This window comes from Pseudonocardia sp. DR1-2 (genome assembly GCF_023717215.1).
Taxonomy (GTDB): Bacteria; Actinomycetota; Actinomycetes; order Mycobacteriales; family Pseudonocardiaceae; genus Pseudonocardia; species Pseudonocardia alni.
The window spans coordinates 134,602-155,255 of the sequence record NZ_JAMQOF010000008.1 but is presented as its reverse complement, the minus strand read 5'-3'; the positions used below and the strand labels follow the sequence as shown (position 1 = coordinate 155,255).

17 protein-coding genes are annotated in these 20,654 nt (G+C 70.3%); 9 read left to right on the top strand and 8 right to left on the bottom strand.

Annotated elements, in window-relative coordinates:
• Window positions 1-165: 165 nt before the first annotated feature.
• Genes ND486_RS23195 through ND486_RS23185 form a run of 3 tightly spaced genes read right to left on the bottom strand, consistent with a single transcriptional unit; the run spans window position 166 to window position 3,316 of the window.
• Entirely contained in the window at window positions 166-1,209 is a 1,044-nt protein-coding gene (locus tag ND486_RS23195) for a hypothetical protein (RefSeq protein WP_251786596.1), read from the bottom strand.
• A gap of 45 nt (window positions 1,210-1,254) precedes the next feature.
• Window positions 1,255-2,655, bottom strand: coding sequence for an NAD(P)/FAD-dependent oxidoreductase (locus tag ND486_RS23190; RefSeq protein ID WP_251786595.1), 1,401 nt, complete (start codon window positions 2,653-2,655; stop codon window positions 1,255-1,257).
• 31 nt (window positions 2,656-2,686) lie between these two features.
• On the bottom strand, window positions 2,687-3,316 hold the full coding sequence (locus ND486_RS23185) for a GPP34 family phosphoprotein (protein WP_251786594.1): 630 nt from the start codon (window positions 3,314-3,316) through the stop codon (window positions 2,687-2,689).
• Between the two features lie 243 nt (window positions 3,317-3,559).
• Here ND486_RS23185 and ND486_RS23180 point away from each other — a divergent pair, with 243 nt between their 5' ends.
• A complete protein-coding gene (locus ND486_RS23180) occupies window positions 3,560-4,540 on the top strand; it encodes a TetR/AcrR family transcriptional regulator (RefSeq protein ID WP_251786593.1) in 981 nt (326 codons plus the stop codon).
• 1,426 nt (window positions 4,541-5,966) lie between these two features.
• On the opposite strand, the gene ND486_RS23175 is transcribed toward ND486_RS23180, so the two are convergent.
• Window positions 5,967-6,617 carry a TetR/AcrR family transcriptional regulator gene (locus ND486_RS23175; RefSeq protein ID WP_251786592.1) on the bottom strand — a complete coding sequence of 217 codons (651 nt, stop codon included), beginning with the start codon at window positions 6,615-6,617 and terminating at the stop codon, window positions 5,967-5,969.
• Window positions 6,618-6,914: 297 nt separating this feature from the next.
• Between ND486_RS23175 and ND486_RS29905 the strand changes: the two genes are divergently transcribed.
• The 8 genes from ND486_RS29905 to ND486_RS23140 all read left to right on the top strand — a co-directional run bounded on the left by ND486_RS29905 (window position 6,915) and on the right by ND486_RS23140 (window position 16,336).
• The gene (locus ND486_RS29905; RefSeq protein WP_308215874.1) at window positions 6,915-8,408 is read left to right on the top strand and encodes a carboxylesterase family protein; all 1,494 of its coding nucleotides are present in this window, start codon (window positions 6,915-6,917) and stop codon (window positions 8,406-8,408) included.
• A 17-nt stretch (window positions 8,409-8,425) separates the two neighbouring features.
• The gene (locus tag ND486_RS23165; RefSeq protein ID WP_251786591.1) at window positions 8,426-9,223 is read left to right on the top strand and encodes an alpha/beta fold hydrolase; all 798 of its coding nucleotides are present in this window, start codon (window positions 8,426-8,428) and stop codon (window positions 9,221-9,223) included.
• A 263-nt stretch (window positions 9,224-9,486) separates the two neighbouring features.
• Window positions 9,487-9,861 (top strand): YciI family protein, encoded by a 375-nt coding sequence (locus ND486_RS23160; RefSeq protein ID WP_251786590.1) that lies wholly within the window; start codon window positions 9,487-9,489, stop codon window positions 9,859-9,861.
• A gap of 549 nt (window positions 9,862-10,410) precedes the next feature.
• Window positions 10,411-10,953: a pyridoxamine 5'-phosphate oxidase family protein gene (locus tag ND486_RS30075; RefSeq protein ID WP_374231696.1), complete on the top strand. Its 543-nt coding sequence runs from the start codon at window positions 10,411-10,413 to the stop codon at window positions 10,951-10,953.
• Between the two features lie 23 nt (window positions 10,954-10,976).
• Complete coding sequence (locus ND486_RS23155) at window positions 10,977-11,537, top strand: DUF3159 domain-containing protein (RefSeq protein ID WP_251786589.1); 561 nt, start codon at window positions 10,977-10,979, stop codon at window positions 11,535-11,537.
• 693 nt (window positions 11,538-12,230) lie between these two features.
• The gene (locus ND486_RS23150; protein WP_251786588.1) at window positions 12,231-12,833 is read left to right on the top strand and encodes a hypothetical protein; all 603 of its coding nucleotides are present in this window, start codon (window positions 12,231-12,233) and stop codon (window positions 12,831-12,833) included.
• An 81-nt stretch (window positions 12,834-12,914) separates the two neighbouring features.
• A complete protein-coding gene (locus tag ND486_RS23145; RefSeq protein WP_251786587.1) occupies window positions 12,915-15,026 on the top strand; it encodes a serine/threonine-protein kinase in 2,112 nt (703 codons plus the stop codon).
• A gap of 23 nt (window positions 15,027-15,049) precedes the next feature.
• Entirely contained in the window at window positions 15,050-16,336 is a 1,287-nt protein-coding gene (locus tag ND486_RS23140) for a BTAD domain-containing putative transcriptional regulator (RefSeq protein WP_251786586.1), read from the top strand.
• Window positions 16,337-16,851: 515 nt separating this feature from the next.
• On the opposite strand, the gene ND486_RS23135 is transcribed toward ND486_RS23140, so the two are convergent.
• Genes ND486_RS23135 through ND486_RS23120 form a run of 4 tightly spaced genes read right to left on the bottom strand, consistent with a single transcriptional unit; the run spans window position 16,852 to window position 20,564 of the window.
• Window positions 16,852-17,115, bottom strand: a complete 264-nt coding sequence (locus ND486_RS23135) for a hypothetical protein (protein WP_251786585.1) — start codon at window positions 17,113-17,115, stop codon at window positions 16,852-16,854.
• A 34-nt stretch (window positions 17,116-17,149) separates the two neighbouring features.
• On the bottom strand, window positions 17,150-18,499 hold the full coding sequence (locus tag ND486_RS23130) for a TRAP transporter large permease subunit (RefSeq protein ID WP_251786584.1): 1,350 nt from the start codon (window positions 18,497-18,499) through the stop codon (window positions 17,150-17,152).
• A 59-nt stretch (window positions 18,500-18,558) separates the two neighbouring features.
• On the bottom strand, window positions 18,559-19,380 hold the full coding sequence (locus ND486_RS23125) for a CoA ester lyase (RefSeq protein ID WP_251786583.1): 822 nt from the start codon (window positions 19,378-19,380) through the stop codon (window positions 18,559-18,561).
• Complete coding sequence (locus tag ND486_RS23120; protein WP_251786582.1) at window positions 19,377-20,564, bottom strand: CaiB/BaiF CoA-transferase family protein; 1,188 nt, start codon at window positions 20,562-20,564, stop codon at window positions 19,377-19,379. The genes ND486_RS23125 and ND486_RS23120 overlap by 4 nt, the downstream gene beginning before the upstream one ends.
• Window positions 20,565-20,654 lie beyond the last annotated feature (90 nt).

Genomic DNA, 20,654 nt, shown 5'->3' with positions numbered 1-20,654 from the left:
CCGCGCTGGTCGACCGGACCGAGCCAGCCGGGCATCGAGAACGCCGGCCTCACCCACCGGCAGGCAGCGACGAGCCGTCGTCGTGACGGATCCGGTGATATGGGCCGCGCCGAGGACCGCATGCCCGGAGCACGGCCAGGCGGGCGACGTCACTGACGTCAGTGGCTATTCCGGCTGGCTCAACGTGTGCTCGTCGCCAGGATTGAGGACCGCGGCTTCTCGCCGTTGAAGGTGCTTGCCGAGATGGGCCAGCAAGTACACCTGTGCCACGATCGCGGCCGAACCGACAAGTGCGGCGGTCAGCGACGAGGGCAGCATGAATGCTGTGTGCGACACAAGGATCCCGCCGATGAGCCAGACCTGGTGCCGGTCACCCCACTGGGGCGCTGTCTGCCAGCGCAGGACCAGCCAGCCGAACGGGAGCGCGGTCATCAGCCCGACGACCAGCCGCTGGACGGGGGACATCAGGTCGCCGAGCAACATCGTGGAACCGAGGCCGAGCGGAAGTAGCGTAGTGAGGAATGCCATGGTCAGATACCCGGACACGACCCCGACCACGGCCGGGCAGGGCGCGCTCCGCGCTCCTCGAACGTGTCCGGTGACGCCGCGGCGCGGGAAGACCACCAGTGCGACCACGCCGAGCCCGGCGATGAGAGCGACGAACAGCATCGTGAAACCCCACGGGGTCTGGTAGCCGGGGTCCTCGGTCGCGGAGATCAGGTAATGGAGCCCGAACACGCCCAGGACCGCGAGGGCGCCCGCGCCGGCCAGGCCGTGGTTGCTGAGATAGGGCCGGGCCCGTTGTTCCGGGAAGAGGAGATTGGTGATGGTGATCGGCACCAGGACGCTGAGCACGACGTGCACGCCGATCTGCGATTCCCAATAGGTCCAGTTCACGCCGAGCGCCCGGAATCCCCAGTCGGCGGCGCCGTACATACGGGGGCTGGTCAGGGCCTGTAGGCCCAAGCCGTCCTCTGCGAGCTGGTAAGCCACGGCCAACAGTGCGAGGCTCGGCCAGGTGCCACCGACCCGCACGGTCGCCTCGCGGAGCACGAGGACTCCCGCGCCGTACATCACCATCAACAGCGGCACGAGCAGCCAGGTGAACGGCACCGCGATTGCGGTGAAGGTGAGCTCCGCGCACACCGTGGTCAGGAGTGCGAGCGTCCACGGCGCTCGATTCCACTGCCGGTCCCTGATGCAGTTCATTCAGTGGTCCCCCTCTGCGTTTCAGGTGGTGCGGACCCGGTCGGGTCAGCGACCTTCGTGCGTGCGCAGGAGCTCTTCGAGCTTCGCGTTCTGGGCCCGGGCCATGGCCGTGGACTGCTGCTCGACGATCGCGCGTTCGGCCGGGTCGTCCGGCATCGGCGGGGCAAGCTCCGGGTGCAGGCGGGAGGCCCGAAGCCAGGCGTCGATGTCCGGGTTCGCTGCCCAGCGCAGCTGTTCCGTGTTCGCCGAGAGGGCGAACCGGAGCCAGTCCACGTCGCTGCTCGGATTGGGTGTGACCGGGCAGAGCTCGTTGCGCACGGTGTCGTCGGGACCGGTCGCCTCCACGTGTGCGACGAGTGCGGCGCTGAACACCGGCTGGCACGCGCGGACCGGCTGCAGGGTGATCAACCCGTCCTGGAAGATCGGCACGACGGGCAGCTGCCTCACGGCGTCGGCGGTGCAGTCCACGTGCAGGACGCGGGGGCCGGTCGGGAGCGTGCCGCCGTCGAGCTCGATGGCCGTCGCGTCGACCCGCTTGACCCGGCCGAGGTGGACGACGTCGGTGATTCTGCGCAGCTGTTCCAGCTCGGCCCGCGAGACGGTGGCGCAGCGGAACGCCGTCGGCCGCTCGTCCGGGGAGATCCTCAGCAGCGCGCCGGCCGCGTCGAGCCGGTCGAAGAGGTCGCGTACCGACTCGGCGCCCATGATCGCGGAGTGCTTCGCGGCGTGGTCCGCCGCGATGTCCGCGGCGCGGCGCAGCGGCATCGGCTGCACCGTCGCACGGTCGATGAGCCACGGTGCGCGGGGCATGATCCAGGTCAGGTCCACGGGGTCGACGCCCTGCTCCAGCAGCCAGAGGCAGGCATCGATCCCGGTCTTGCCCGCTCCGACGACGACGTAGCGGTCGTAGGGCTCGCGAACGTCGGGTAGCTCGTTCGGCGGCACGACGGGGATCCCGTCGGCGACCGGGAACTCCGGCGGCTGCATCGCGGGCACCGTCACGCCTTGGTAGGTGGTGTCCACGATCCTGCGCCGCACGGTCACCCGGTACTGCGTGCCCGAGGTCGTCAGGTGGAATCGTCCTCCACCCTGGTACTCGGCCATCGGGAAGTAGGAGACCCGCCCGGACGGCAGGAACGTCCGCCGCATCACCTGGTCGAAGTAGCTGCAGATCTCGGCGGCGCCCGCCAGTTCGTACATCTCGGCGTTCCAGCCCGTCCGGTCAACCCGGTCCTCGCCGAGCGGGCGCGAGTTCACGCCGTACATGGCGGAGGGCTGGTGCAGTCGCACGAAGGGGTATGCGACGGTCCAGTGTCCGCCCGGCTGGTGGTAGCGGTCGACCATGGTCACGGTCGCCCGCGACTCGGTCAGCAGCGTGTCGACGAACGCCATCGCGGTCGCGCCTGCGCCGATCACAAGGTAGTCGGTGTCGATCTCGGTCACCATCGTGTCGCTCCTGTCTGTCAGTCCGGTCGGTTCAGCTCGAGGCGGCCATTGCGGCGATGGCGCCCTTCGTCCGGGCGATGGCCTTGCGCACGGCGGGACCGACGGCCTGCCCCTTCGCGATATCGCCCATCCGTGTGCGGACCTGCCTGCGGCGGCCGGCGGGCAGCGCGCGGCGCCACAGCCTCGCGGCGTGCAGCACACCGATCAGGGCGGCGGTGCGCTCGTCCGGCTCGTGCCCGTCGAGGACGGCGTCGGCGAGCCTGGTGCGGATCTCGGACCTGGCCGAGGCGTCCTGTGTGGGGTAGCGGTGCGCCGGGACGAGACCGAGCAGCCGGGTGCGTCGGCGCCGAAGCACACCGCGTTCGACGAGCGCGGCGATGGTGCGCCCCGGCGCCCCGGCGCGTGTCCTTCGCAGCAGCGTCGAAACCTTCACCTGGCCTGCGGCCGCCTCGGCGAGGACGGTGTCGAGGTGCCCGGCTCCTGTCGGAGTCGGGTCCACGACCGTGACGACGTCGTCGCCCCCCACGGCGATTCGCTCACCGAGGGCCAGCTCGACGACGACCGCACCGGCCACGGCCCAGTCCAGGCCGAGGCGGGTCCCGCCCCCGCCGGTGTCCCCATCGAGGGCGATCAGGACGACTTCCTCGGCGACGGTGAGCATGGGGATGTCCTTCCGGCCCGGCGGGCGGTGCGGGGCGGATCGCCGGGTGGCGAAGCCCCGCGTCGCTGGCTGCGTACGCTGTAGCGAACTACGCTGACACTGTCTCCGGGACGACGTATCGCGGTCAATCAATCCTGCTCAGGAGCCTTTGTGAAGTGAACTAGTGCGGCGGAAATGAACTAGTGCACTCCCGCCGTTGTCGACGACTACGCTCAGGAGGCCCGCATGCCGGAGGACGCTCAGATGGAGCCGCTCTACCGACGGATCGCCGGGGAGTTCGCGGCCCGAATCCGATCTGGTGATCTGAGGCCGGGGGACCGGATTCCGTCCATCCGGCAGATCGCCGACCGATGGAACGTCGCGATCGCGACCGCGACGAAGGTTCTCGCTGTCCTGCGCGATGAGGGCCTGGTCGAGGCGAAGGTGGGCTCTGGCACCGTCGTCAGCGCCTCCACGAACGGACCGCGCCGGCCGGGCCGGGCGCACACGTCCGCTTCCCGGCCGTACCCGCCGCGTCCGGCCGGCGGAGCGAAGCAGGCGCTCAGTCGCGAGCACGTGCTGCGGACCGCTGTCGCGATCGCCGACGTCGAGGGTGCGGGCGCAGTGTCCATGCGGCGGGTCGCCGCCGAGCTCGGCGTGGGGGCGATGTCCCTCTATCGCCACATCGCGAACAAGGACGACCTGATGACTGAGATGGCCGACCTGGTCTTCGGGGAGCTGGAATTACCCGAGCCGGGCCCCGACGGCTGGCGAGCCAAACTGGAGCTGATCGCGCGGCGGCAGTGGGGGCTGTGCCGGCGACACCTCTGGCTGCCCCGAGCGGTGTCGTTCACCCGGCCCTCGCTGGCACCGAACATGATGGTGCACACCGAGTGGACCTTGCGTGCGCTCGACGGTCTCGGCCTATCGCTGCGTACGCGGATGCAGGAGGCATTGGCGCTGCATTCGTTGGTGATCAACGCCGCACTGTCCACGGCGGACGAGGTGGAGGCCGAACAGGAGACAGGTGTCTCGCTGGCCCGGTGGCTGCATGCGCAGCGTGCACGGATCGACGAGCTGTTCGCCAGTGGGCGGTTCCCCCTGCTCGCACAGGTTCACGAGCAGGTCGTTCCCGACATCGATGAGCTGTTCGACTACAGCTTGGCCCGGCACCTGGACGGATTCGCAGTCCTGGTGGACGAACCACCATCCGCCGGCTCATGGCTCACTGATCGCGACAACTGATCTGACCAGGCGACGGCCGGTACATCAAAGTGTCTCAACGTGTACTGACTTCGTCGCGACGATCCGAGCTACGTCGCGGCCGATGGGAGCGTCTGTCCCCCTGAGCTCGCTGTCACGACCTAGTGAGAGGAATCGTCGCGATTCTCCGGTGATCGTCCATGCCCCCTCGACGACCCAGCCCGCGTGACACCGCTCGTGACACGAACTCTGGTCATCGGAGGTGGCTGTGGTCCTCCGACGGGACCGTCGCAGAGAACGTTGTCGCAGGTCGTGGCCCCTGGGCGACGTCTTCCGCGCGCTTTACACCCGATAGGTCGCAGGTTCGATTCCTGCCGCGCCCACCATCAGCAGTCGGCTGTCGCCGCGTTAGGTGAGCGCCGTTTGCGTCGGGTTGAAGATTGTCACCGGCGAACGGAGTACCGTGACAGCCGGCGATAAGACCAACGCGGTGGTTCTCCCAGAGATGATATGTCCCCCTGAGTGGTCGGAGCTCGATGGTTCACGGGTCCCGGTGGGATACACATGGGAGAGGTGTTGCCCGCAGTCGTGCGGCGATCTCTTGCCGTTGTGGGTCTCCTTCGATCTGTCCGTGTGGTTGTCGTCGTCGATGGCGGCGAGGAGGCGGGTTCGCTGGTCGGTACCAAGCTGAGTCGACCAAGCGGCCGAAGTGGCGCACAGGATGTAGTGCTACGCGTTGGCTGAGCCCGGCCGGCGTATCGAGCGGAGGACTGCTGCGCCGTCGAGCGAGGGGTTGCCGGTCATTGCTGCCAGCGCGACGGTCCGGTCGTCGCTGTCGCCGTCGAGGAGGGCCCCGATCTGTGTGATCGGGAGGTCGCCGTCGCGGGCGCGGTGATAACGGCAGTGAGCAGTTCGTCGACGATGGCTGTGCCTCGCTCGCCGGAGGGCAGCAGGCGGCGGACAGGCCGGACCGCTACCGGATTCACTCGGACCCGACGTGTTGCTGGAGGACGAGCAGTCCTGCAGCCGTCGAGCGACGAGATCTCGGACCGCGGGCGGCGGCCCGTACGGATGCCGCGCTGAGGCGCTGCCGTGGCGCTCACGCGGCCGACGCTCTCGAGCCGGCTGCTGTCGGTCGGCGCTCGTCCGCGTGTTCGACCGGTCGCGAATCGGATCGGCAGGGGCTCGCGCCGGGAGCGGCGGGCCGGTCATCCAGGGGGACCACCTCGTCGGACTCGACGTCGATGCGCTGTCCGACGCGATCGCCACGGCGGTCCGGTACCGCCACCACGATCGGCGCCCTGTCGGGATCGAACGACCGTTGCGAGCGACCTCGACCCACGAGAAGTCGCCGAGCGGTGATCGCCCCGCTGATCCGGGACCGCGATGTTCGACGCCTGAAAGCTCAGACGCGACCACAGGCAACGTGAGATCCTCGCCCCGGGATCGGGGGAGACATTCCTGACTGTCAGTGCGGCGCCTCCTGGTCGTCGGATTCTCGGAGCTGGGCGCGCCGCCGTTCGTCGCTCCTGAACAGCCGGTCCAGGTGCGCGTCGATTGCGGCGAGGGCGTCCTGGGGTTCGATCACGCCGAGTTCGATCAGGGGGGTGAAGCCAGTGAGGGCGAGGAGCAGGTTTGTCTCGGTTGCCGGGTCGCGGTCGGTGTCGATGTGCCCGTCGGCGATGGCCTGGCGGACCAGCTGCTCGACGAGGGTCCGCCCTTGGGTGAGGCCGTGGCGTGCCTGCTCGTGTACGGCGTCGTCGTGCAGTGCCTCCAGGACGTAGGCGGCGCTCATGCGGCTTGTCGCACGGGCGTCGGCATGCAGGGGCAGCATCTCCGCGAGTGTCACCCGCAGCACGTCGCGGGGGTGCGGCTGGTCCCCGAGCTTCCCCAGTCCTCGGCCTATGCGTGCGGAGGTCTGCTCGGATGCGAAGTCCATGGCGAAGGAGAGCATGGCGGTCCGGGAGGCGAAGTAGTGCTGCAGCTGCCCGAGCGACATGCCCGCCTCCTGTGCCACCACGCGCATCGTCAGCTGTGCGACGCCGCGTTGCTCCACCACCCGCCACAGTGCGCGGGCGATCGTCTCGCGGCGCCTGCGGTGGTCCACCTGCTTGGGCATGCCGGTTCCTCCCTCGTGCCCGGGGGCTCGCCAATACGGTTGACATAATACACTTGACCTATAATCCTGGTTCTACCGGCAGGAAGCGGAGCCCGTGTCCGAGCGGGCACGGGTACGGATCGCGGAGGCACGTGCAGGAGCGCCGGGGGAGGGACATGTGGTGACCGGCGGTATTCATGACGACCGGCCCCCTCAGGACCCTCCGCTCCGTCGTGCCCGCCCCCTTCGACCAGGTGGTCTGGGACGCGGTGATGCCGGGACCAGGCATGAGGTGTCCGTCGCGACAGGAGGATTGCCGTGGACGGGGTGGTGAGGACGAGGTCCGGCGCGGTGAGGGGTGTGCCGGATGTCGATGTGGTGGCGTTTCTGGGGATCCCTTACGCCGCTCCGCTGCACGGGGCGTTGCGGTTCCGGGCGCCGCGACCGGCTCCGGGGTGGGCTGGTGTGCGGGAGGCACGCGAGTTCGGGGCGTGGGTTCCGCAGCAGGCGATCCCGTCCGCTGTCTCCGGGGCCACCACCGGTGAGCTCGCCGATCTGCGTGGTGCGTCCGGCGCGGAGTGTCTGACGCTCAACGTCTGGACACCGCGAGCACGAGACGGTGCCGGCGGTGACGGATTGCCGGTGCTGGTGTGGGTGCACGGCGGAGGTTTCGTCGGCGGCTCGGCGAACACCCCGGGCTTCGACGGCACACGGCTGGCCCGGGACGGGGTGGTGCTGGTGTCGGTGAACTACCGGGTCGGCTACGAAGGATTCGGCTGGGTGCGCGACGCCCCCTGGAACCGCGGGGTACTCGACCAGCTCGCCGCGCTGCAGTGGGTGCAGGACAACATCGTCGCGTTCGGCGGTGACCCGGGTCGGGTGACGGTGTTCGGTCAGTCCGCAGGTGCGACCTCGATCGCCGCGGTCCTCGCCGGGGGCCGCGCGGACGGGGTGTTCCACCGCGGGATCGTCCAGAGTCCCGGCCACGTGTTCGTCCCGCCGGAGGAAGCGCGCGCCGTCTCCACGATGATCACCGAGGAGCTCGGTGTCGCCCCGACTGCCGAGGCCCTCGCCGCCGTCCCCGCTGAAGCGATCCACGACGTGCAGTGGAACCCGGTGGCGCTGATGTCCGCCGATCCGGATGCCTGGAGTCATCCGAACAGTCCCTACGGCGTGGTCCTGGACGGTGAGCTGCTCGGCGAGTTGCCGTGGGCGGCGATGCGGCGGGGCGTCGGCCGCTGCATCGACCTGATCTGCGGATGCACCGCGGCCGAGGCGCGCATGTTCACGGCGAACCTGGACCCGGCCGCGGCCGATCCGGCCGGTGTGGCCCGTGGTGTCGGCCTGGATCCGGCTGCGATGGACGCCTATCGCCACGCCCGACCCGGTATCGGCGACAGTGACCTGTCCACGTTGGTGCTCTCCGATGCGTTCTTCCGGCTGCCCGCGCACAAGGTTGCCCGTGCCCACTCCGAGGCCGGCGGTCGCACGTTCTTCTATGAGTTCGGCTGGGTCGGGGATCCGGTGTTGGGCGCCTACCACGGTCTCGACCAGTCGTTCGTGTTCGGTCTCCCGACCGGCCCGCTCGGCTGGGACCTCGGTGCCCAACCCGGCGAGTTCGTCACGCTGTCCACGGCGATGCGGTCGGCCTGGACGCAGTTCGCCGCCAGCGGGGATCCGGGCTGGCCGCGGTACCGGCCCGACGAGTGGCTGACCCGGATCTGGGACCTCCCGCCGACCGTCGGCGCGGACCCGACCGCGGTCTCGGCCGAGATCTGGCAGCGACACCACCGCACCACGACATCGCAGTGAGGAGGTGCAGGTTCCACATGGCCGCAGTGAACGCGACCGTTCTGGCCGTGCCGGGGGCCGCCGAGCCACCCGCGGTGTTCGTGCACGGTGTGCTGTCCTGGGGCACCGACGACCGCTACGGGTTCGGCCACCAACGCCCACTGGCCGCACACCGCCGGCTGATCCTGATGGACCGCCGCGGTCACGGCGACAGCCCCGACCTCGAGGGCCCGTACCGGACCGACTACGCGGTCGACGCCGAGGACGTCATCGCGCTCCTCGGCGACGGCGCCCACCTCGTCGGACACTCCTACGGCGGGGTCGCCGCGATGCTCGCCGCCTCCGCCCGGCCCGATCTCGTCCGGTCGCTGTGTCTGATCCAACCCGGGGCGCTGCGTGTCGCCGAGGACGAACCGGTGGTGCGGGACATGCTCACCCGGGCCCGCTCCTCCACCGCGTCACTCCCTGCCGACCTCACCGCCGCGGACTACCTGCGCCTGTCCACCGAGCCGCTCGGGATGCCCACACCGCCCGCGACTCCGCAGCGGCTGCGTGTGGCCTGGACGTCCATGGGGGAGCGGCCCTGCTGGGACGCCGAGATCGAACTGGACCCGCTCGCTGCCGCATCGTGGCCGGCCTCGGTGATTGTCGGCGACTGGGCTGGGGCACCCGCAGAGTATCGACGCCTGGCCGGCGAACCGTTGACGGCGGCGGCCCGCGTCCTCGCCGAGCGCATCGGCGCCGAGCTGCTCACCGTGCCGGGCTTCTACCCGCAGACACAACAACCGGATGCGATCAACGACGCGCTGACCACCCTCTGGGCCATGGCGTCGTGAGCGCACTGCGCTGTGACACCCGCCGGGAGACGGCCGGGATGCGCCGCGTCGTCACCGATGTCTCCGCCGATGCAGCGCAGCGTCGAGGCTCCGCGCAGCCGGCAGGTGTCCGTACTCCGACCGTACGACGCCCCCGAACGTCGTGCTGCCGGGCCGACCGGCCCCGCCCGCCGAGCTCGGGCGCGCCGAAGCGGCGCTCACCGCGGATCCGGCCACCAAACCCGTCAGATGTTCGTCCACCACTCGAGATGGAGCAGATTCCCATGACGCAGTACTTCCTGACCCTCCCGCACGACACCGCCGACGAGCCGACGATGGAGTCGATGCAGGACATGGACCCGGCCGAGCTGGAAGCGATCATGGCCGCAGTGGAGAAGTTCAACACCGACCTGAACGAGGCCGGCGCATTCGTCACCGCGGGCGGTCTGGAGCCGCCGTCGACCGCGGTCACGGTCGAGGTGACGAGCACCGGAACGATCCGCATCCTGGAGCCGTTCGTGAAGGCCGACCAGTACGTGGGCGGCTTCTGGATCATCGAGGCGGCCGACCAGGAGGCGGCATTGGTCTGGGCCGAGCAGGCTTCGGCTGCTCTGCAGTCCCGGGTCGAGGTTCGCGCTCTGCAGTCGGCACCGGAGTAAATCCCGCTCCGATACGAGGACGCGCCCGCCGAACCAACGACGGTTCGGCGGGCGCGGGTGCAGGACTGCGCACCTCGGCGACTTCGGCAGCGGATGGCACTGTTCGACAGTGAGGCAGAGCGGTCGCGTAGCAGGCCTCGTCGGCAAGGGTCTTGAACGCGGAGGACCGAGGCGCTCGCCGACCCGGTGCGTGCCCCTCGGCTCCGCTGGCCGTGTCGCGGGCGTACACGGCCGAGTCGCCTCCCGAACGGGGTCTCCAGCCTTTCGAGACGGGTGCGGAGACATCGGGAACGTCAGTCTGCGGGGCTCTGCGTCCCCAGGGGGTCCGCGCACTTGGCGGCCGGTTCGAGGGCAAGGACGGCGAGAAGCGTCCGTCGTCTCACGATTCCCCCGGTCCCGCGCGGTGGTGGCCGAGGTGACCGAGTGGTGGGCTTGCGCGGGATCGTCCCGTAGCCCCGGCAGAGCCGCTCGGCCATGTCTTGCAGGACGAACCGAATCTGATCGGGCGTGGCGGTGGCGGCGAGCGCCAGCGTGGCCATCCCGTGCTGCATGGACCACAGCTGTGCACTCCACACCCTGGCGAGTGTCGGGTTGCCACGGAAGCGGCCCGTGTCGAGGCAGCGACGGACGTGTCCGGTCATACGGCCTCCCCGGGGTCGGGGTCGGAGTCGTGCTCTTTCGGTGTTGGGGGTCGGCATGAGACGACGAGAGACGAGTGAGGGGCGCTACTTCGCGCTGCGGACGTTCGGTGTCGACGGTCGTGGTCGTGTGACGCCGGTCTGGCTCGCCGCGCGCGGCGACGGTCGGCACTACCTGCTCACGCCAGAGCGCTCCCGAAAGGTGAGACGGCTCCGGCGGGATCCCCGGGTACAGGTCGCGTTGTCGGACTTTGATGGCACGGCCCGGGGAGAGTGGCGCCATGGCCGCGCCTACGTGGTGGACGGGGCGGAGCGCGAGGTGGGACTGTCGCTGCTCGGTGCCCAGTACGGGCTGTCCTTCCGGTGGTTCCGGCTGGTTCTCGCGCTCGGGCGCCCGCGTCGTGCAGGTGGGCGGGCCGTCGTCGTACGCATTGACCTTGAGGCTGCTCCGTGAGGCGCGGCCGAGTCGAGGAGCTCGTGGCCTCGGCGGTGCCCTCCGCGGTGTTCGTCGCAGTTACGACCTGGTCCGGCCTGGTCGTCGGCGTCCTGGTCGCAGCGGCGACAGCACTGCTGCTCACCGTTCTCGCCACCCTTACCGGTCGGTCGGTCGTGCGCGTGGCCTCGGGTCTGGTCGGAATCGGCGTGACCGCCGCGATCGCCTGGTCGACCGGGTCGGACGCGGGGATCTTCCTGCCCGACATCTGGTGGAGCCTCGGCGCGGGCGTTGCCCTCCTGGGGTCCGTGGCCATCGGGTTCCCGCTGGTCGGCGTGCTGTGGAGTGTTGCCCGTCGAGAGCCGATGGCGTGGCGTGGCGATCGGCCGTCCCGCCGTGCAATGACGACAGCGACCCTGGCCTGTGCCGCAATGTTCGGCGCGCGCTTCACGGTGCAGGGCGAGCTCCTGGACGCCCACGAGATCGGCAGGCTCGCCACGGTGAAGATCGCGATGGGGCTGCCGTTAACTCTCGCTGCGCTCGGCGTGGTGGCGTGGGCGATCCGCACGGCGGAGCGCCGCCGCAGGTCGGCGTGGCGGTCGTAATCGTGATGGCGATCAGCGCCGGAATCGGCGGTCTCACGCTGGCACACGGGCTTCCACGAGCAGGTTGTCCCCGACATCGACGAGCTGTTTGATTACAGCCGTCGCGGCCGGCGGGAGCGTCTGTCCCCGAGTTCGCTGTCACGACCTACCTATAGAGAATCGCCGCGATTCTCGGGTGATCGTCCACGCCCCTCGACGACCCAGCCCGCGTGACACCGCTCGTGACACGAACTCTGGTCATCGGAGGTGGCTGTGGTCCTCCGACGGGACTGTCGCAGAGAACGTTGTCGCAGGTCGTTGCCCTGGTGGCCGTCTTCCGCGCTCTTTACACCCGAGCGGTCGCAGGTTCGAACCCTGCCGCGCCCACCATCAGCAGTCGGCTGCCTCTGCATTGGTCGAGCGTCATTGCGTCGGGTCGGAGCTCGCCGCCGGCAAACAGAGCACCGTGGCAACCGGGCGATGGACCGACGCGTTGGTTCTCCCGGGGATGAGATGCCCGCCCGAATGGGCGGAGCTGGACGGTTCACGGGTTCCGTTGGCGCTGAAGCGGCAGTCCTGTGAACGCGCTCGAACTCCGCCTACGACCAGCCGGTGTCCGGCTACCGGGATCCGGTGCGAGCTGCTTCTCAACGATCACTCAACGCATGGAGCGACAGTCGGTTCCGACATCGAACACTGTTGGAAGGACACCTCATGCGCCGCTCGCTCGCAGCCCTCGCTCTTGTCGTTGCCGTTGCCGGGGCCGGGTTCATCACCGGCCAGGCTTCAGCAGCCGAGGTCTCGTCGCCGCCGGCGACTGCACACCGGGAGACGGCGACATCGTTCATCGGTGTCGTCACGACCGGGATGATCGCCTCCGACGGTTGCCACTACGTGCAGCGTGGGTCGGAGTGGTTCGTCGACGCCTGCATTGCGCAGGGCACCGAGAACGGGCAGGTCGTGCCCGGGCGCGTGGAGTTTCGCGCGTTGAACAAGGACGACACCCTCGGGACCGTTCTGGCGACCGCCCAGGAGGACGGGGCGTGGACCTACTGGTACGTCCCCGGCAACTCTGCGCGGCGCGTACTCACCGCGGATCCAGCTGTCGTGCAGGTCGAGACCCACACGTCGGCAGGGGAGACCATCTGGCTGGCCCCGGCGGTGACGACGACACCCGTGCAGCTCAGTGGCGCACCGACGACACCTGCACAGCAGCAGCACCTGCAGCTCCAGGAGGAGATCCGGCGAGCGAATCAGGCCGCGATCGATCGCATCCTCGCCCCGGCCTGCAACTACTCGTCCAACGGATGCCGGTGATCCTCCGAGTAGACGGCACGTCATAGGTAACAGGTCAGGCCCTCCCGACGAGAGCGTCGATGCGATCGAGGGAGGCCTGTCGTGTCCGATGTCCTGCCCGGGGCGATCGTCGGGGGGTACCGACTCCTCGATGAGCTGGGCCGAGGCGGGATGGGCGTGGTGTTCCGCGCCGTCGAGCCGGTCACCGGCCGGACCGTCGCCCTCAAGGTCGTGGCGGAGGGCATCGCGGAGGACCCGGTCGTCCGCCGCCGATTCGCCCGGGAGGCGGAGGCCGCCGCTGCACTGGACCACCCCCATGTGCTTCCGGTCCTCTGCAGCGGGGAGGACCGCGGGCAGCCGTATCTGGTCATGCCGCTCGTCGACGGGACGGACCTCGCCGGCGTCCTGAGGACTTCGGGACCGTTCACCCTCGACAGAGCAACTCGAGTAGTTGATCAGATCGCGTCCGCCCTCGACGCTGCTCACCGGGTCGGCCTCGTTCATCGTGACGTCAAGCCCAGCAACGTGCTGCTCGATGGTGACCACGTTCTGCTCGCCGACTTCGGGCTCACGACCCGTACCAGCTCACAGACCGGCTTGACCGGTACGGGTAGCTGGGTGGGGACGCTGGACTACGTATCTCCGGAGCAGGTCAAGGGCGATCCGGTCGACGGTCGTGCCGACGTCTACGCGCTGGGATGCCTGCTGTTCGAGTTGCTGGCGGGACGTCCTCCGCACCGCCGGGACTCCGATGTCGCGACGATCTGGGCTCATGTCGCTGACCCGGTTCCGTCGCTGACGGCGCTGGTTCCGGAGCTACCGATCACAGTCGATGAGGCTGTCTCCGCGGCGCTGGCCAAGAATCCCCATGACCGACCGGCGACAGCCGGCGAGTTCGCAAGCATGCTCAGGGGTGCTGCTGATCAGGCGAGGAAACGTGCTCCTGCGGTGCCGACGACGCGATCCTGGGGAGGAATCGCGAGTGGGGTCGGTTGTGCTTTTCTTCTCGCGTGGGGCAGCGCGTTCATGGTGCCGCCCCATGTTCTCCCGGACGGCTCGTCCGGTGCGTCCGAGCTCCTCGTCTACTACACCGCCGATCGTGCGGCGCCTCTGTCCGACGCCGCGATCACGTTGACGGCGGTGGCACTTCTCGCGGGCTGGCTCTGGGCTCTCCCGGACCTCCTCGGCCGCCCGGGCCGAGGAGTGACCGTCGGGATCCGGTACACCGGCGCGGCCGCCGCCGCAGTGCTCGCGGTCGGCGAGATTCTGAGGGTTGCGCCGACCTTTCGGATCGCCGAGTCGGGCAACGGGGCACTCGTCGATGCCCTGTGGGCCAGCGCCTGGACGGTGTCGGCGGCCGGCGCGGTGCTAGTCGTCGTCTGCGCCGCTCTCGGGAGCGTCGCATCGTGTCGCGTAGGCGGTCTCTGGTCCGTCCGAACGGCCGCCTGTGTCGTGGCAGTGCCCGGGGGTTCGGTTCTCGTGGTGGCGGGATGGGAGCGAGAGTTCTTCCTCTGGGCGGTCGGGTGCGGCGCCGTCGGATTGTGGGTCGCAGTGGTGTCCCTGCGGGCTGTGGTCGTGCTGACATCGCCGGGTCGGCGTCTGGCACTCGGTGGCGCGGTGATGGGGTTCCATCCGCTCCTCGGAATGCTCATGCCCTTGCCCTCCGCGCCGGTCTACGATCCTGCGGACTCCTCTCCGGAACAGATCGCCGACTACTACATCTCGGCTGGTCCGGCAGTGTTGCCGCCCGCGGTGGTGAACGCAGCGTCGGCGATTGCGCTGCTCGGGTTGTGGTGGGTCCTGGGCCGTCTGTGCGCCGCCGCGGGAACGTGGTCCCGCATCGGCAGAGTGGGAGGAATTGCCGGGTCGACCTTGGTGCTGGTCTCCGTACTGCTCGTGATCGCAGCCGGGCTCACACCCCCTGGCGAGACCACTCGAATTGTCACTCTGGACTCGCTGTCGACGTTCGCCGATCAGGCGGGGACGGTTCTTCTGGCGATTGCGGTGGGTGCCTTCTCCATCGCGTGGTCGCGTACGACGACGAGCGCACGGTGGCTGGGTTACTCGGGCCTCGTCGTCGCCGGCCTCAGTCTCGGGCTCGGTGCCCTCGCCCTGGCCCTCGGTGAGCTCACCCCGTGGGCGCCGGCGGTGATCGGCGCGAACAGCCTGTGGTGCGTCAGTGCGTCCGTTATGGCGCAACGGTGGCCCCGATGATCCGCGTCGCCGTCCTCGGACCGGTGGAGGCCGACCGCGACGGCACATCCGTGCCGCTGGGCGGGCAACAGCAGCGCGCGGTGCTCACCATGCTCGTGTTGCAGGCCGGCCGGGTGGTGCCGGTGTCGTCACTGGTCGACGGCTGCTGGCAGGGGCGCGTACCGGGTCGCGCGGTGAACACCGTGCAGGTGTACGTCTCCGCGCTGCGCCGCGCGCTAGGACGCGCGGTGATCAGCACCCACGGGCGGGGGTACCGGCTCGAGCGGGACACGGTCGCCGTCGACCTGCACGAGTTCCTCGACTGCGCTGCCGAGGCCCGTGTCCTGCATGCCGCCGGCCGTCACGACGACGCCGCAGACGCGATCACAGGCGCCCTCGCCCTGTGGCGTGGACCTGCTCTCGCCGAGTTCGCCGACCTGCCGTTCGCCGGACCGGAGGCCGTCGCGCTGGAGGAGGCGCGGCTCGCGGCATTGGAGACCCGCGCAGGCGTCGATCTCGACCGCGGCGCGCACGCCGAGGCCGTCGCCGCGCTGACGGGGCTGGTGGCTGCGCATCCGCTTCGCGAGCGGTTCCAGGCCCGGCTCGTGGAGGCGCTGTACCGCGACGGTCGCCGTGCCGACGCGCTTGCTGCCTACCGGACTGCCCGCACGATGCTCGCTGACGAGCTGGGGGTCGAACCCGGCCCTGAGCTGCGCGAGCTGCACCGCCGGGTGCTCGCCGACGACGCCCTCCCCGCGCCGCGCGGGGCGCACCTGCTTCTGCAGGACGGCGGAGGCGGTCCCGTCGTCGTCTCACTGGATCCGGCGCGGGGAGCGGTGAGCGTCGGGCGTCGGTCCGGCAACGACCTGTGCCTCGGCTGGGACCAGGAGGTGTCGCGTGTCCACGCGTGGTTGGAGCACGACGGCACCGGGTGGTCGCTCGTCGACAACGGCCTGTCGCGCAACGGGTCCTTCGTCGACGGTCGACGGGTCGAGGGCGCCGTCGCCCTGCTCGACGGGCAGGTCCTCCGCTTCGGCGCGACGACCGCGATCTACCGGGACCGTGGTGGTGGGTCGGACGTGCGGGTGTACTCGGGTGTCACCTCGGACGGGGTCGTGCGATCCGCGGCGCAGCTGTCCGACGCGGAGCGCGACGGGCTCGGCGCGCTCGGGGCGGGGCGAGTCGTGGACGCTGCCGTCCGGGTGGCGTTGTACCGGCGGTTCGGCGTAGTGGACCTTCCGGTCGAGGAGCGGGACGGGGTGTTGCTCGCGCGTGCGCGGGCGATCGGCCTGGCGCCGGTGGATGGCGCTAGTCCGAGTAGGTCCGCCTGAGATCGTGACCGTGGTGCGCCGCTCCAAGAGGCAGCACGTCGGAGCGCTCGTTCGCTCCGAATCGGCGCGGGGCGTCTGTCGGTCCGGGGAGCGCGCGGCCCTCCACGCGCAGGAGGACCAAGGGGAACGACTTCATCGTCGCCAACGCCACCGTCGGGTGTCACGGCATGACACGTGTGGGGACGTGGTCCTCGCTGGCAGGACCGTTGTCGTTCCCGAGCCTGACCCGGCCGGTTCCGACGTGACGTGATCGCGGTCGCCCGTCACGGCGACCAGTCGACGGTCCAGGCCCGGCGGTTGCTCGTGTCCAGCCTTGTCGTGCCCGGCAAGTCTTCCGGACCTGAGATTCCGCGTCGGCTTCCCCGACGCGCCGATCGGCCGCTCGCGACTCCGTTCGGACCCACTGACCGGGCCCGGTGAGATCTGACGATCGCGTGCCCCGCCGGGGGACAGGACGACATCCGGGCGACCGGGCTGACGGCGTTGTCCCAGATCTCGTGCTCCTGGAATCGATGTCAGTCCTCGGCGGCCCCGGCGCTCGGCGAGAGATAGGACATCGCGAAGCCGAGGAGTCCGGTGACGGTGGCGATGACGGTCATCGGCAGGCCGAGCACGCCGACCACGCCCTCTACCAGCGGTCCGTCGGCGGTGAGTATGCCGACGGCCTGTACACCCACGACGGCGACGCCGAGCAGTAGGAAGGTGACCAGGACGGTCTTGAACACGGGTAGCAGTCCGCGGTGGAGGTGTTCACGGGGGCTGGGGGCGTTGTCGGTCACGGGAGGGCTCCGATCGTCAGGTGGTTCGTGGTGGTCAGACGACGAACAGCGGTAGGAGGCCGGTGGCGATGAGTACACCGATGAGCAGGATCGGCAGCACGAACCAGACGATCAGCCGCACGAACAGCCGGGCGGGGTCGACGCCGGCGATACCGCTGGCGATGTAGATCGGGGCGGCTCCGGGTGGGGAGGCACCTTCGGTGGAGGCGAAGATGAGGATGGCGACCGCAGCCGCGACCGGGTTCACCCCGACCGCGAGCAGCGCGCTGAAGCTCACCCCGCCGACGGCGGCGATGGTGGCCGTACCGGTGAGCGGTGCGGACACGATGATGATCAGTAGCCCGACCAGGGCCGCGACGACGAAAGGCGGCGCGTCGATGCCGTTCATGAGTGCGGACAGCTGTTCGACCAGGCCGAGTTCGCCGAGCGAGGCGGCTGCGGCGAAGGCGAAGAACAGGGTGGCGCCGATGACGGCGTAGCGCGGTGCCATGGCGGCCAGCAGGTCGTTCCAACCGCTCGCGGAGCGGGGGAGCCGTCGCCACGCGACCAGCATCGAGCCGAGGATCATGAGGATCGGGATCCAGACGATGATGCTGATCTCGCCCGCCGCGTCGGAGCCGATCAGCCCGGCCAGGAGCGCCTGGCCGCTGTCGAGGGTGAGGAACACCGGGATCGCGATGCCGAGGTAGACGAGCAGCGAGGTCCAGCCCTGCCGCCACGCGGCGGCGAACGGGAGGACGTGCTCGGCGTCCATCGCCTCGATGCGGTGGCGTCGCACCCAGACGAACACCACGAGGAAGCGGTACAGCACCGTCCACAATCCGCCGACGAACGCCCCGACGAGGAGCTGGTCTGCGGTGAGGACGGGTGCGACGGCAGCCGAACCGAGCAGCAGGAACATCGAGGAGCTGGGCGGGATGGAGATGCCGAGCCCGGCGTTGCCGGCGACGAGGCCCGCGGCCAGGTCGGGGCGCCAGCGGGACCGGATCATCCACGGGATCGTGACCGAGCCGACCGATGCGGCGATTCCGGAGCCGGAGCCCGCCGGGCCGCCGAGCAGGGCGGCCGCGGCGGTGGAGACGTAACCTGCGCCACCGCGGACGCGGCCGAACACGGCGTTGAGCAGCGAGACCTGGCGGTCGATCAGCCCGAGCTCGGTGAGCAGGTAGCCCATGAACACGAAGGCGAGCGCGGCGAACACGACCTCCTCCGACGCCGCGTCGAGAAGGCCGGTCCCGGCGACGGCGAGTGCGTCGCCGCCGCCGAACAGGCACACGACGAGGAAGCCGAGCAGCATCGCCTCGCCGATGTTGCGGCCCAGCGCGGCGTTCCAGACGACGATGACGGCGATGTAGGTGATCAGGGCCCAGACGGCGACGCCCATGGGTACTCCTTCGTAGCGAGGGCGTGGGCAGCGGCAGAGCTGCCCGGCGGTGACGGTGCTCAGGCCGCGGTACGGGCGGCGAGGTCGAGGATGGAGCGGGCCCGGTCCACCACCGGCCGGTCGACGAAGGTGCCGTCGTCCAGCGCGACAGCCCCGCGGGCGCCGGCGCGGCCCGCGGCCTCGACGACGGCGAGTGCCCACTCGGTCTCGTGGGCGGTCGGGGCGAAGGCGGCCCGGACGACCGGGACCTGCCGCGGGTGGATGACCGACCGGCCGAACAGGCCGAGGTCCCGGCCGTGGCGGGTGGAGCGGAACAGGCCGTCGTCGTCACGGACGTGCGGATGGACCGACATGGGCGGCGCGGGCAGGCCGGCGGCCGCGGCGGCGAGCACGGCCCGCACCCTCAGGTGGTCGAGCGCGGTGTCCGAGCCCAGGTGCAGTGCCGCGGCGAGGTCCTGCTCGCCGAGCGCGATGCCGGCGACGCGCGGGTGCGCGGCGATCGACTCGATCGTTGCGCACCCGCGGGCGGTCTCCACGAGCGGCCAGAAGCGGACGTGGGCGGGCAGGACGGCGTCGAGCGCGTCCAACGCGTCGGTCGACTCCACCTTCGGTACCCGCAGCCCGCCCAGCCCGGACAGACCGGCCAGGGCCGCGACGTCGTCGCGGCCGGTGCCGTCGTCGTTGATCCGGACGTGTACCGGGGGGCCGTCGGGGACACCGGTCAGGTACTCCACGACCATGGCCCGCGCGCGGGCCTTGTCCGGTGGGGCGACGGCGTCCTCGAGGTCGACCACGACGACGTCGGCACCGCTCGCCGCGGCCTTCGCGAACCGTTCCGGGCGGTCACCGGGGACGTAGAGCCAGGTCAGGGGTGCGCTCACGCCACGGCTCCGGTGGTGCGCAGCGCCGAGATGCGTTCGGTGTCGTACCCGAGGCCGGTGAGGACCTCGTCGGTGTGACTGCCGACGGCCGGGCCGGGCCAGCGCACCTCGCCGGGGGTGTCGGAGAGTCGGAAGGTCACGTTCTGCACCGTCACCTCGCCGAGCTCCGGATCGGGCAGGTCCACGAAGGTGCCCAGTGCCTGGTACTGCGGGTCCTTGACGATGTCGGAGGCGTCGTACACCAGCGCGATGGCCGCCTGCGCCCGTTCGAACTCGGTGAGCACCTCGTCGCTGTCGCGGTCGGCGATCCACCCGGCGACCGCCGCGTCGAGCTCGTCGACGTGGGCGACCCGGCCCTGGCCGGTGGCGAACCACGGCTGCTCGACGACGTCGGGACGCCCGACCAGGTGCATGACCCGTTCGGCGACGGACTGGGCGCTGGTGGACACCGCGACCCACCGGCCGTCGCGGGTGCGGTAGGTGTTGCGCGGTGCGTTGCTCGCCGACCGGTTCCCGGTGCGCTGCGGGAGCACACCGAGTGCCTGGTAGGCGGTGACCTGGGGGCCGAGCAGGCTCAGCAGCGGTTCGATGATGGCCATGTCGATCACTTGTCCGCGCCCCGTCCCGGTGCGGGCCTGGACTGCGACCATGATGGCGTACGCCATGCTGATGCCGGCGACGCCGTCGGCGAGTGCGAGCGGCGGCAGTACCGGCGGCCCGTCGGGCTCGCCGGTGGCCGCGGCGAACCCGCTCATGGCCTCAGCCAGCGTGCCGAACCCCGGGCGTGCGGACATCGGCCCGAACTGTCCGAACCCGGTCATCCGGGCCACGATCAGCCCCGGATTGAGTTCGAGGAGGTCCTCGGGCCCCAGGCCCCACCGCTCCAGGGTGCCGGGCCGGAAGTTCTCGACCAGCACGTCGGCGTCGACGAGCAGATCGCGCAGGATCTGCTGACCCTCGGCGACCGACAGGTCCACGGCGACCGTGCGCTTGTTGCGCGAGATCGACTTCCACCACAGTCCGACCCCGTCCTTCGCCGGTCCGTGCCCGCGGCTGGGGTCGGGCCGACGGGGGTGCTCGATCTTGACCACCTCCGCGCCGAAGTCCCCGAGCAGCGCGGCGGCCGAGGGCCCGGCGAACAGGGTGGCGGCATCGACCACGCGAAGCGACGACAATGGGCTCATGACTCACAAGTTATAAGATATAAGCGATGAAGGGAAGGGTGGTGCGGAGGGGAGGGGAGCGGGGCCCGGTAGCGTCGCCCGCAGGAGGGG